We start from the raw sequence: 15,512 nt of genomic DNA, 5'->3' as shown, positions 1-15,512 counted from the left end.
AGCTGATCGTTTCAAATTGGGTATCCGTCAATTCCATTTAACAAAGATACCTATTTTGTGTTAACACGCCCTAGTAAGTTTTTAAAAACACCTCTTCTCTGCTAAAACCCACAAAGCTCTTTTCAAGTTCGGAGCATGAAGGAAAATTTCACGTAACGTCAAACTCATTATTATAGGGGTAATTTTAATCGGACTGTAAGCAGAAACACTTTGTAATAAAAAAGTCTTGTCAATTTAGTGACAAGGTTCTGACAAATTTGTGAACTCAGTAAGATAAAGTTCGAACTTTTTGAATGAAAACATTCTATTAACTATCTCTTTATAAATAAGTTATATGTCGAGAGTCAATAAGCCGATGTGGTGATTCTGGTTTTTGATTAATTTTATAAGCAGACCATTATTTTTATCAATTTCCTTGCTTTTAGATGGAAAAATATTCCCCCTCTACCTATTCTTGGAAAATTTCTCCATACCCTGATCAATTATACCTATTTATATTTTTAGAGGTATCTACAAAGAAAGGAGCCTAATTACTAGATGAATTTCCTGTGATTAAGAAATGGTTTCAAATTCAAAGGCATCTTCTGCGAAAGAAATAAAAATTGAGTGTTAACACCTATGGTTGATGGCCCCATATGTATATATTTTTAAATGGTTAGTAACATCATAGGGTTTTGAGCCTGATTTGAGACCGATAAGATTTTTAATAATATTACTTGATAGGACTACCCATTTAGTTCTCAAGGCGCTGATTTTTGGGTATAATTTTGATGAACGAAAATTCGGTGATTCTATGAAATCTTCAGGTATTGTTATCGCTAGGACGATATATAAATTAGACTCCGATACTTACATGGGCAGCCCTGTTATTTGATGTAGAAATTCCGTTTCTCTCGCTAACTATTGTATCAAATCCGATGTGATTTTGCGAACATGAGAGATTTATCTCCTTGGGATATTATAATCTAATGCTAAAATTATTACATGTCAAAGCAAAGCCAGTTTCAAACATATTCGAAAACGTTAGTATCGGTATTGGATAGTCATTTAACCCGAAGACCTGACCAAGTTTTGTACAGGTTTTTGCGGAACGGGGAGGAAGAAAGTGATTCCAGGACATATTTACAGTTATATGACAGGTCTAGAGTTATTGCCTTTCATATATTGGAAAACGCTGTCCCTGGCGATAGAGTATTGCTTTTGTATCCTTCGGGACTAGAGTTCGTAGATGCTTTTTTCGGTTGCTTGTTGGCCGGGGTCATCGCAGTTCCCGTATTTCCCCCAAGTGGAAAAAGAAGACTTGAAAGATTGGAGAAAATAGTTTTAGACTGTGACGCTAAATTGATATTGACTACATCTGTTTTACATACCAAGACCAAAGATTGGTTCAATAATGAGGCGTTTTCCGAGGTAGCATGGCTTTCTTCAGATAAATTGGAGGCCATAGCGGATAAAACTTTTCCCGTTATCACTCCCGATACGATTGCTTTTTTACAATATACTTCTGGTTCTACCGGAGACCCGAAGGGTGTTGTTATAAAGCATTCCAATCTAATCCATAACAGTAAATTAATTCAAAAGTCATTTGGGCATACCCTAAAATCAAAAGTTGTGGGTTGGCTTCCTATCTATCACGATATGGGACTCATAGGAAATATGCTCCAGCCATTTTTTGTAGGTTTTGAATGTATCTTAATGCCTCCTATCGCCTTTATTCAAAAGCCAATTCGTTGGTTGCGGGCCATATCGATATACGGTGCCACTACTAGCGGCGGGCCAAACTTTGCATATGATTTATGTGTTGGCCAAATTAAGGAGGAGGATTTAAAAGGACTCGACCTTAGTTCCTTGGAAGTGGCTTTTAATGGGTCCGAGCCCATACGGCCACGTACGGTACATGGATTTTCCGAACGTTTTGCACCATATGGTTTCCGTAAATCGGCAATGTTTCCTTGTTACGGTATGGCGGAGACAACTTTGATCGTAAGCGGGAACAGGTTTAATACACCTCCCACAGAACTTACGATAGATAGGGAGGATTTTCTTTTGGGCCGGGCAACAACTACCGATTCGACCGATCTCGATACTGACCATATGTCCTTTATCGGCAACGGACCTGTATTGGACGGTCTGAAGGTAAAGATCGTGCATCCACAAACCCATACCGTATGTAAAAAAGGGGTTGAGGGAGAGATATGGGTCAGCGGTCCGAGTGTTACCAAGGGGTATTGGAACAACAAAGACCTTTCCGAAGAGGTTTTTTCTGCGTATACCAAGTATGCAAACACAAAAGTCAATAAAAACCATGGGCCCTATTTGCGAACAGGTGATATGGGTTTTTTACACAATAGAGAACTTTTTATTTCAGGACGTTTAAAAGAAATGTTCATCATCAACGGTGCAAATTATTATCCACAGGATATCGAGCGTACCGTACAGGTGTCACACCACGATTTACAAGAAAATGCAGGAGCGGTCTTCAGTGTTGATTACAATGGTGAGCCCAGGTTAGTCGTAGTTCAGGAGATAAAAAGAACCAGTTTGCGCACTTTCAAATCAAATGCACTTATCCCTTTAATATGTAAAGCTATAATGGAAGCGCACGAACTGGCTGTTCATAGCATTGTATTGGTTAGTCCTGGTCGTATTCCTAAAACTTCAAGCGGTAAAATAAAGCGGGTACTATGTAAAAGGAACTATGAAGAAAACTCTTTAACGGGACCACTTCATACATGGAAGGTAGGGGATACATTGGATGTCGACGACTCGGACAAACCGAAAGATGAAATCGAATTTGATAAAAATGACCTTTCGGTCTGGATACGGAACAAAATAGCGGTCAAACTGTGTATGCCCCTTGATAAAATAGCGTATAACACACCGTTTTCGGGTTTGGGCGTTAGCTCTATTCATGCTGTCCAGTTGGCTGGAGAGCTGGGCGATTACCTAGGTAGGGAGGTTTCCCCGACTTCGCTCTTTGATTATCCGGATATTATCAGTTTGTCGACTTACCTATTGGGAGAAGAAAAAAGTGTAATGCCAAACCGTGGCGAACGTCAAAATAATAATGGACCGATAGCCGTTATCAGTATGGCCTGCCGTTTTCCCGGGGCGAATACCCCTGAAGAGTTTTGGGATAATCTGATAAATGGAATCGACTCAATATCTGAAGTGCCCAGCACGCGTTGGGATATCGATGATTTTTATAGCGAGGTACCCGATATCAATAAAATGAATTCTCGTTTTGGAGGGTTCCTCTCCGATTTGGACAAGTTTGACGCCGATTTTTTTAACATTTCAGACCGTGAAGCCAAGTACATGGACCCCCAACAACGCTTGCTGCTTGAACTCAGTCATGAGTTGTTGGAGCGTGGGGGGTACAGGCCCTCTAGTTTGAGAGGGGGCAATATCGGTATATTTCTGGGCATTAGTCAAAGCAATTATAGCGATCTTCTTAAATTATCTAATCAAAATGTCTATTCGGGTATTGGTGGAGCGCTGAGTATCGCTGCCAACCGCTTGTCGTTTTATTATGACTTTAAAGGACCGAGTATCGCCATAGACACTGCGTGTTCCTCCTCATTGGTGAGTTTACATATGGCCGTACAGAGTATTCGCAATGGAGAAAGCGATATGGCGTTGGCCGGTGGGGTGAATGCTATCCTTACGCCTCAAGCTTCTATTGCGTTCTCTCAAGCGGGAATGTTATCTGTTGATGGAAAATGTAAAACCTTTGACAATGATGCCAATGGTTATGTAAGAAGTGAAGGCTGCGGACTTGTCCTATTAAAACCTTTGGACAAGGCCATGGAAGATGGAGATACAGTTCTTGGTGTCATCAAAGGTTCGGCCGTAAACCAAGACGGTTATAGCAATGGTATTACGGCGCCCAATGGGATTTCGCAACAGATGGTAATAAAGGAAGCCCTAAACGCATCACGAATGTCCCCTGAAAAGATAAGTTATGTGGAGGCCCATGGCACGGGTACTCCTTTAGGGGACCCTATTGAAATTAACGCATTACAAAATGCATATCGAACGGGGAATACCCGATCTTCGACACTGATGGTGGGATCGGTAAAGGCGAATATTGGCCATTTAGAGTCTGCGGCAGGGATTGCCGGCTTCATTAAAGTGTTGCTTTGTATGAAATACGGGCAAATTCCAAATCAGCTACATCTAAAAGAGCTCAACCATCATATCTTATGGGATACGATTAATATCAAAATTCCAACAGCACCCACTCCATGGCCGACCGGGAACGGTCGATCTCGGACAGCAGGTATCAGTTCTTTTGGATTTGGAGGGGTAAATGCCCATATAATCTTAGAAAGCCAAGTAGTTGGTTCAGTCCCTAAAACCGAACAGGGTACAATAAAATCAAGATTCAATCTGCTTCCGTTCTCGGCCAAAAATCAATGGTCGTTAAAAAATCAGTTAAAGGCCTATGAGCGTTTTGTCGTTCAAAATCCCGCATTGGGCATTGCCGATCTCGCATATAACCTGGCCACAACTCGAGAGCATTATCAATATAGGGAAGTACTGCTCTTGGAGGACAACGCCGATATGAAAGATGAGTTGATCAATGCCGCTGCCAATATAAAGCAGGATACAACTCGCCAAAGAATTATAAAGGCAGCATTCATGTTCACGGGCCAGGGTTCTCAATATACAGGAATGGGAGCAGTACTTTATCGATCCAATTACGAGTTTAAAAAGGTAGTCGATGAATGTGTGTTCCTTTTTAGACCATTATTAAAGTATAACCTCCTTGAAGTAATTTTTGATGGCAGCGAAGCGAATATTAAACATGTCCATCAAACAGAATATACGCAACCGGCCATTTTCACGATTGAATATGCCCTTGCCAAATTGTGGTTGAGTTGGGGTATTCGCCCCACGGCCTTAATCGGCCATAGTATCGGGGAAATCACGGCGGCTTGTGTTAGCGGGGTGTTATCGCTTTCCGATGCGATCAAATTGGTTGCATTAAGAGGAGCTTTAATGCAACAACTTCCAGAAGGAGGTACCATGGTTTCTTTACAATGTGATTCTAATACTGCAATCAAAGCACTGGAGGGATATGAAAAATCTGTAGCTATTGCGGCAATCAATGCTCCTCACCAAACAATAATCTCAGGAGATAAAAATCATGTCAAGGCAATATGTGACAATTTGAACTTGCAAAACATCAAACATAAATATTTGCAGGTATCACATGCATTTCACTCTCCTTTAATGAACCCCATATTAGATGAATTCAGGCAGCATGTCGAAAAGATATCTTTTAATTCCCCTCGGTTTCCGATTATAAGTAACCTCACGGGCGAATTGGCCGGGAGTACCATTTCCACGCCCGATTATTGGGTAAACCATATTGGGGGCACAGTTTTATTTGACAAAGGGATGGATTCACTGATGGACATGGGCATCAATATGTTCATTGAAGTGGGTCCCCAACCTGTACTCAGTAGTATGGTGGGGGCATATGCAGGTAACAAAGAAGGGATTTCATGGTTGATTTCATTGCGAAAGGGGTTTAACGATTCTAAAACGATTTTTGATAACTTGGGCAAATATTTTACTGCTGGAGGAGAGATCGACTGGGAAGGTTTTTACAAAGGTGTCAATGGCACTAAAATCGATCTGCCCACTTATCGGTTTCAAAGGAAAAAGCACTGGCTTCCCATAGACAATCTTGGCCCACGTAGCGAAAAAGATACCGGTCATCCGATTTTGGGCCCACAGTTGGTTACGGCAGGCGGCGATAGGATATTTGAATCGCACATGGATCCCGATGTGATCCATTATCTAAAGGATTATAAAGTTTTTGAAAAAACGGTAGCTCCGAGCGCTTTTTTTATAGAATCGGTACTAGAGGCGGTTACTTATATCGAGCCCAATGATTACCAAATTGAAGAACTGGATGTTCTACAACCAATGGTGTTCGATAAAAACGGCAGAATACTTCAGTTGATTATACACCCGGAGGAACAGGACGGACTGAACTTTTCTATTTACAGTCGCGATAGTCTTCTGGCAGAAGGGGAGTGGCTTAGACATGTAAGCGGTAAATTGACCATAGCACGATCGGTTCCAGCCGATGTAATTGATCTAGAATCAACAGTCCAACAGGCACAGGTTCTTGATATTGACACATTCTACAAGAGTTTGTTTGCCATTGGATTGGACTATGGGCCATCATTCAGGGGTATTAAAAATGCTTATAAAACCAGAGATTCGGTTATAGCATACGTTAGCTTGGGCGAGGATGTAATCTCTTCAAAGTTCGATACTTATAAAATTCATCCCGTTTTACTCGAGAGTACGTTACCAATAGCGGGCCTACTATTTGATTTCAAAGGGTCGAACGACCTCTATTCGCCCGCCTCTTTTGAAGGTCTGTCCATACGACAAACCGGATCAAGGGAAGCCTGGGTCATTGTAAAACAAGTTGATCAGAGTACTATAAACGAGAATACCTTTAGCGCGTCCGTTGAAATCAGGGATGCCTCCGGCCATATTGTTTGTTCCATTCTCAAGGTCACTTTCAAAAAAGTTGAAATATCGGAGATCATCAAACGATCCGATGATATTAGGGCAGACTGGTTATACGAGACCAACTGGAAGGTCCTGGAAGGAGTTGACAAGGAAGGCGCCGGCACAATCGGAGGGCATACGGTAATAATAAACCCCCAAGACGAAAAATTCAATAGCACCATTGATAGAAGGGACATCAATAAAAATAATTGGATGTCCGAACTAACAAAATGGGAAGATCTTATCCAATATCGGCATTTAGGCGATGTTGTCAACCTGGTAGTCCTTTGGCCCGAGGTTTGGGACAGTTCTATTACCGTCAATGGTCAAGCAAAAAAGAATGCGGAACAAGGATTGATCCAGTTACAGGGGCTTTTACAACTTCTTTCAAATAATAAACTACCCAAGTTTAAAAGATTGTGGTGGGTTACCAAATCGGTTTTTGCAAATAACTCGGCACAAAATCAAGATATAGGTTTAAGTATGGCCCCAATATGGGGCTTGGGGAAAGTGTTTGTTCAGGAGCATCCAAATTTATTTTTGGGCCTTTTGGATATTGATAAGGCCGATGCCCCACTTGATCATATGGCATCAATTTTTAATGGCACCTATGGAGATGAAAACCAACTGAAACTACACGATGGATCTGTTAGGGCACTTCGTTTGAATGCTATTGGGGCAAAGTCGGACATGTCCAATATGGTACAACTATCGCAAAAGGCGACCGTTCTCATTACGGGTGGTTTGGGAAGCCTTGGTCTCGAAGTCGCGCAGTGGTTGGTCCAAAACTCAAAAATAGGACATATCCTTTTACTTGGAAGAAGCGGACCATCCGATGAAACCGTTCAAAAAATAAAACAACTTGGCGGACATGATACCCTATTGAACGTAAAAAACGTGGATGTTACTGACCGAAATCGACTAAAAGAGGTTATATCGGGCATCCCTAAAGAATATCCACTTAAAGGGGTCTTCCATTTGGCCGGTGTATTGGCAGATGGTACAATAGCTGGTCAGACCAAGGATCTGTTCAATAAGGCAATCTCTCCAAAGGTTGACGGAGCTTGGTTCTTGCATGAACTAACCAAGGACCTGCCCCTTGAGTGCTTTGTACTTTTTTCATCCATATCCTCAATTTTCGGCTCTGCCGGGCAAAGTAACTATGCGGCCGGCAATGCATTCTTGGACGGGCTCGCAAGGTACAGATATAACAATGGGCTATCGGTACAAAATATTAACTGGGGGCCATGGGAGGGTTCCGGTTTGGCCGAAGTCCATAAAAAAAACAGGGAGCGAATGGAATCGTCCGGAATGATGTACCTGCCCGTTGCCAATTGTCTTACCATCATAGATGCCGCTATACATAGAAATTCACCACAAACTATAGTGGCTTCGTTGAATAAGAATAAACTGAGAACCGCGCTAGAGAATATCTGGGGTTCGGTTCCCCCTTTCTACCGAGAGGTCTTACTCGATCAACATACCTCTTCAAGGGCAACGGTCCCTAAGGTCGATCAGCTAAAATCCAAGTTATGGTCGTTACCCATTTCCGGAAGGCCAAAGTACTTACGAGCCGAAATGCAAAAAGTGATAGCAAAAATATTGGATGTGTCCGACCCATCCCACGTTCCTATGGACGAACCTTTAATGGAGTTGGGTATAGACTCGTTAATGGCCGTTGAAATACGAAATAGATTGTCGAACATGGTCGGTCGGCCGTTAAACGTCACATTATTTTTTGACTATCCGACTATTGAGCTTTGCGCAGATCATTTGTTGGACAATGTCTTTGATTTCGATCAAATCCAGATAGGGACGGACAAATCAAGACTATCAAGCGTTGATGGCCCTTCGACCACAAAAAACGAAGCTATCGCAATAATCGGCATGTCAGGTAAATTTCCCGGGGCGAATAGCATAGAAGAATATTGGGAAAATCTAAAAGTGGGCAAGGATAGTATTACGGAAGTTCCTCCCCATAGATGGGATATAGACAAATTTTATAATGAAGAAGCTGATAATAACCGCATGAATACCCGTTGGGGAGGATTTATCGGGGATGTCGATAAATTTGATGCTTCGTTCTTCAGGATTTCTTCTAGAGAGGCAAAAAGAATGGACCCCCAACAACGTATTTTATTGGAATTGAGCCATACCTTACTAGAAAGTTCGGGCTATGCCCCTTCGTCCTTGAAAGGCACCAAAACGGGTGTTTATATTGGAATAATGCAAAACGATTACATAAATCTTTCAAAAGATTTTCCTAAGGACATTTATTCTGGAACCGGGGCAGCGCTAAGTATTGCGGCCAATAGACTATCATATTATTATGATTTTAAAGGGCCGAGCATGTCTATTGATACGGCTTGCTCCTCTTCTCTTGCCAGTATCCATCTGGCGGTCCAGAGTATCCGCAGCGGGGAATCCAACATGGCCATAGCGGGAGGGATCAACCTCATACTGACCCCAGATGCAACAATAGCATTATCTCAAGCGAATATGATGTCCGTAGATGGAAGTTGTAAGGTTTTTGATGATGCTGCAAACGGTTATGTTAGAAGTGAAGGTTGTGGTTTGGTACTTCTTAAGCCTTTGTCCAAAGCAATGGCCGATCAAGATAACGTTTTAGCAGTAGTCAAAGGGTCGGCAATGAACCAAGATGGTAGTAGTAACGGATTAACGGCACCAAACGGATTGGCGCAACAAGATTTGATTCGATCTGCTTTGAGCGTTGCGAACCTAGAACCCCGTGACATCGAATATGTAGAAGCACACGGAACAGGTACGGCATTAGGAGATCCGATCGAAGTTGAAGCGCTAGATGCAGTTTATGGAACTAATAGACCATTGGACAAGCCCTTGGTCATCGGCTCGGTAAAGGCAAATATTGGCCACCTTGAAACCGCTGCAGGAATTGCCGGTCTTATAAAAACGATACTGTGTATGAATCACGGTCAAATACCGGAACAGATTCATTATAATACGCCTAATACTCATATTGATTGGAAAAAACACAATGTAAGGATACCTGGCAAGTTGCTTGATTGGAATTCAAAACAAGGAGATTCGAAAAAAGCCGCAGTAAGCGCTTTTGGAATTGGAGGAGCAAATGTCCACATAGTTTTAGAGAAAATCCAAACAGTGCAAAATAGGCCAAGAACCACTGGTATAGCTCCTTTACAACCCCAAATAGTAACCTTATCGGCTCAAGGGGTTTTTGCGTTACGGTCCCAAGCCACAAATTTACTTAACTACCTAGCGGCAAACCCAAGGATAACCTTACAGGATTTAGCCTATAGTGCAGCAACCACTAGAGACCACTATGAAAATCGAATAGGTATTATTTGTAAGGATAAAGAAGAATTGATAACTACCCTTAAAACAGCCTCAATCACTTCGGTTACCCGTCAAAAGAAAATTTTAAAAACCGCTTTTATATTCACGGGCCAGGGGTCTCAATACATCGGCATGGGACGTTCCCTATACCAAAGTGAGCCTGTTTTTAAAGAAGCCCTAGATAGATGTGCACAATTATTAGAAGTGCATCTAGATAAAGATTTGCTGGCTATCTTATTTGCGGAAGAAGGAAGTAAACAATCACACCTTATAGATCAAACGAGATATACGCAACCAGCATTATTTGCTTTGGGCTATGCTTTATACAAGTTATGGGAATATTGGGGAGTAACCCCTTCCGTTGTATTAGGGCATAGTATAGGAGAACTTACAGCAGCTTGCGTTGCTGGAGTTTTTTCTTTGGAAGATGGGCTAAAGTTAGCCGCGGCCAGAGGGCGTTTGATGCAAGAGCTATCCCAAGAGGGAACGATGGTATCTTTACAATGCAATGCTGCCAAAGCTATTGAGCTGATACAAGGGTATGAAGATAAGATAGCTATCGCAGCGATCAATACACCTACCCAAACGGTGGTCTCTGGAGATAAAAAAGCTATTGAAGGCTTATGTGCATTACTTTCATCAACATCGATCAAGCATAAAAAATTACAAGTTTCCCATGCTTTTCATTCTCCGTTGATGAAACCTATGGTATCGGATTTTAGAAAAGTTGCTGAAACGCTTACCTATCATGTGCCGATCTATCCATTAATGAGTACCGTATCGGGAGCACTTGCCGAAGGAAGAATGAGCACTCCGGACTATTGGACAACTCATATCATTGCGCCTGTTGACTTTTTAAAAGGGATGTTATCATTAGAAGAACAAGGCACTACTGTCTATCTGGAGATAGGCCCTAGTCCGGTGCTGATTGCTATGGGAGGTCAGTGTGTTCGTGAAGATAGAAAAGCAATCTGGTTAGCTTCTTTAAAAAAGGATGAAATAGCTGGTGTAGAAATATTAACGTCTTTAAGGGCGTGGTATACCGCTGGAGGCTATGTAAACTGGCAATCGTTTTATTCCCATCAAGACGGTACAAAGATAGCGCTTCCCGTTTATGCTTTTGATCCGAAAAGATTTTGGGTAGAAGAAGGGCAGCATAAGACCCAAAGAGACTATTTCAATTCAACGCCACCAAAAGAAAATCAAAAAAAAATGTCATCAACAACTTTTGAAACTATAGAAAAGCGTTTAAAAGAAATTGTTTCTTCTGCGCTCCATATCAATGTTTTGGAGATATCGTCGACAACTCCTTTATTGAACTTAGGAGCTGACTCCCTTATTTTAATGGAGGTGACCAAGAAAGTAGAAAAGGAATATAAAATCATACTTCCTATCCGTAGGATATTTGAAGATCTCAGCAATTTAGGGGCTATAGCGACCTATATCATAGAACAAAGTGAAGAGCAAGAACAATCTACCCTCCCATTACCCAATAGCAATAATGGTATTGTACCTAATGATCCAATAACGGAAGGAAAAGAAAAAGTGGGTAATCAGAAAGTAATAAACCCTGACGATAGTACATTAAAACTCATTTTGAATCAGTTTTCAGAACAAAATAGAACTATATCAGAACAAAATAGAATATTATCCAACTATTTGGAACGGACAACGGACAGCGCGCCAACACCTGACGATATAGGTCATAAAAAAAGAAATGCAGTAGATATGGGTGCCGCAAATACAGCGGATACCACTACTCAATTAATTTCAAAACCCGATGAGAAGGTATTGCCCTTCTACGCCCAAAAGGCGATGTATTTTAAAGAATTGCCCGTAGCGCAAGATTTTTCGTTGCTTATAGAAAACTATACCGAAAAGACGGTAGCGTCAAAATCATATACGACAACATATCAAAAAGTATTAGCAGATTCAGGGTCGGCCTTTCGATTTAACATGGCTACCAAAGAAATGGTATACCCGATAGTATGTGACCATGCTTCTGGAGCCCATTTCACAGATATTGATGGAAATACCTATATCGATATTATCATGGGGTATGGGTCATGTTTATTTGGTCATCGCCCCGATTTTATCGTTGAAGCTGCTAAGAATCAATTGGACAAGAGTTTTACCGTTGGCCCATTAGCTGATTTATGCGGGGAAGTAGCGACATTGGTTGCTGAATTAACGGGAATGGAGCGTGTTTGTTTTGCAAATACGGGAAGTGAAGCTGTTTCTTTTGCCATGCGTTTGGCCAGATCGGTAACAGGCAAACAAAAACTAGTCGTTTTTTCAGGGGCTTACCATGGTCATGTTGATACCGTTTTAGGGATGCAAGGGGATAAGGGGCCAGTACCTATGGTTTCAGGAATTACACAAAGTATGGTTCAAGATTTAATTGTCTTGAATTATTCCGATGATGATATTCCAGAACAGATACGGGCAAATGCAACTGATTTGGCAGGTATTATGATCGAACCTGTTCGTAGTAGATATCCAGATGTTCAGCCCAAAGCATTAATACAGAAGCTTAAAAAATTAAGTCAAGAATTAAACATTCCATTGATTTTCGATGAGATGATTACCGGTTTTAGAATTATGCCGGGAGGAGCTCAGGAATATTTTGGTGTTAAAGCAGATATCGTTACCTACGGTAAAGTTTTGGGAGGAGGAATGCCCATAGGTGTTATTGCAGGTACTAGTACATATTTAGATGCAATAGATGGTGGGACCTGGAATTATGGAGATGATTCTTATCCAAAAACATCAAGAACTTTTGTAGCTGGTACGTTTACACGGCATCCTTTAACAATGGCCACTTCAAAAGCGGTTTTAGTGCAAATAAAAAAAATAGGAAGAGTAGCTTTTGAGCGGTTAAATCAACGTACTCAAGATTTAGTGACACGCTTGAACGCCTATTTTAAGCAAGAAGCCATACCAGTGGAAATGGTTTGTTTCGGTTCACTGTTTGCATTTAAGAACAAGAATATTGCCGATATCATTGCTTTTCATTTGGTAGAAGAGAAAGTGTATACTTTATCATCGAACAACTATTTCTTATCCTTTGCCCATACATCGGATGATATCGAGAGACTATACGGGGCTTTTTGTAAAAGTTTAACTCAAATTTATAAACCGGAGCATCAGGTAATTGTACAGGGAGCATCAAAAAATAATGTGTGCCCGACCACCTTGGCACAAAAGCAACTATTTCTACTGGACCAAATAGATACGGAGCGATCTTTGGCCTATATGTTGTCTTTCAGTATGAAAATGGAAGGTAACCTAGACATGACTTGGCTATACGCTTCCTTAAATCAAGTTTTGGATAGGCATTGGATATTAAAAAGCCGGTTTTCCGAAGATGGGGAAAATTTGATATACGATGGTTCGATCACGGTTCCTATACGGGAAATCGATTTGTCCTTGGATAATGAGAATACACGGCATGATAACTATCTCTCAATTGTCAATGATGACCTGAATACCCCTTTTGTTTTTATCGATGGGCCACTTATTAGATCAAGGCTGATAAAACTTGGCGAGGCCAGATATGTTTTACAAATATCCGTACACCATAGTATCGCCGACGGGTGGTCGTGCGCTCTTTTAGTGAGGGAGATCATAGAAAACTACAATGTGCTTGCAAAAGGCGGGAATACCGTTAAAGAACCTATAGTACAATTTCCGCAATACCAAAATTGGTTGGCAACCAATAAACAAGAAAAAACATGGGAAGACCATGAAAAGTATTTTTTAGAAAAATTTGCCAATAAACCTTTTCTTGTAGAATTACCGTTCGATAAAAATTTGTCCTATACGGAAGCAAAGAGTAGTTCTCTTAAAAAACGTATTTCCGAGGAAAAAACCAATGCACTAAAAAGTTGGAGCAGCCAAAATGGTTTAACCCTTTTCATGACTTTTTTGTCAGCTTTTGAGTTGTTGTTGTTTAAAATTTGCAGGCAGGAAGAAATCGTTATCGGCATACTTCATGGAGGACGTACCATGCCCGATATCGATAAAAGTATAGGTTATTTTTCCCACATTGTTCCTCTGGCCGCCAAATTTGATGCAGATCAATTGATCACAGCGTACCTTGATAAACTTAAAAAGAGGTTGTTCGATGCTTATGATCACCAAGACTATCCCTATGCGCATTTCATAGACTTGATGAGCAGAGAGGGGAAAACGATTGCCGGGGACAATATCAATGTCAATTTTAACTTTGACGTTAGTGCCGGTAATACAGAAATGCATCGGATAAACCTCGAACTTGAGGAGCATAAACCATTATATGTCGACTTTGACCTGTCTTTGAACGTTATTGAAGAATCGGGAGAACTGGTACTGAGTTTGGATTTTCTTAGATCCAAGTTCAGCAATGTATTGATCAAGGAACTGTTGGATTCTTATGAACATTTGATTGATCGGATAGTAAACGATTCGGAAACATCCATAGCCGATATTGAATTACTATCCGATAATAAAAAACACCGATTGCTTACCGTTTTTAATGATACCGATGTGGAATACCCCAAGGGGGAGACGGTCGTTTCCCTGTTCGAGGCCCAGGTAGAATCGACTCCTGAGGCGATTGCCTTGGTTTTTGAAGATCGGCAGCTCACTTACAGGGAGCTCAATGAGAAGAGTAATCAACTGGCTCGCCATATTAGAAGTGAATATAAAGCTCGTACGGCAGAGGCACTACAACCAGATACCCTTATCGCCTTATGTTTGGAACGTAGCCTGGAGATGGTGATCGGTATTATGGGGGTACTCAAGGCGGGAGGGGCCTATGTACCCATAGATCCGGAGTATCCGAAAGACCGGCTCGATTTTATGCTGGAAGATACGGGGTCGGTATTTGTATTGACCCAAGACAGTATAGCCCAGGATCGGTTGGCCTATCTACCAAAGGAGCAGTTACTGTTAATAGATTTGGAGGCGTCTTTTTACAAAGACAATGTAGTAGGGAATATAGGAGTTGGTATACGACCGAAAGATCTATGTTATGTGATCTATACCTCGGGTACTACGGGGAAACCCAAAGGGGTGATGATCGAGCATCTATCATTTTCACAGTTCATTTATAATTTCAAGGTATTTTTAGTAGAGGGCGATACCGGCAAGGTATTATTGAGTTTAACAAATTATGTATTCGATATTTTTGGTTTAGAGTATGCATTGCCATTAACATCGGGTTTTTCGATCATCTTGTCAACTGTAGCAGATGTAACGCAAGAAGCATTAGATCGGGCGGACATTATCCAACAGACCCCTACTACTTTAGCTACCTTACTGAGTGAGTGGGGCCCCTCGGGGCTATTATCGGATAAGCTTTGTCTAGCAGGAGGAGAAGCATTACCTGTTTCGGTAGCGAAGAAGTTATCTAACTCATTTAGGAAAGTTTATAATGTTTACGGTCCAACGGAAACGGTTATTTGGAGTTCTATCAATGAGATTACAGGAAACGATAATTATATTGGAAAGCCATTGCCCAACGAGCGGGCCTATGTTCTGGACAGTTTTCAAAAGCCGGTTCCGATAGGTGTTATTGGGGAGTTGTACATTGGCGGCGCGGGCGTTGCCAGGGGCTATCTGAACCGAGGGGAACTCACACAAGAGCGTTTTGT

Annotated in this window: 1 protein-coding gene; it reads left to right on the top strand. The window is 41.4% G+C overall.

What is annotated here, in order from left to right:
- Positions 1-984: 984 nt before the first annotated feature.
- A partial coding sequence (locus ACRD7P_RS20440) for an aminotransferase class III-fold pyridoxal phosphate-dependent enzyme (protein WP_430909644.1) occupies positions 985-15,512 on the top strand: 14,528 nt, incomplete at its 3' end.

The organism is Maribacter sp. 2-571, from assembly GCF_050589625.1.
In the GTDB taxonomy this organism is placed as follows: Bacteria; Bacteroidota; Bacteroidia; order Flavobacteriales; family Flavobacteriaceae; genus Pelagihabitans.
The sequence above is the reverse complement of the archived record's forward strand: the minus strand, read 5'-3'. Positions and strand labels throughout refer to the sequence as shown.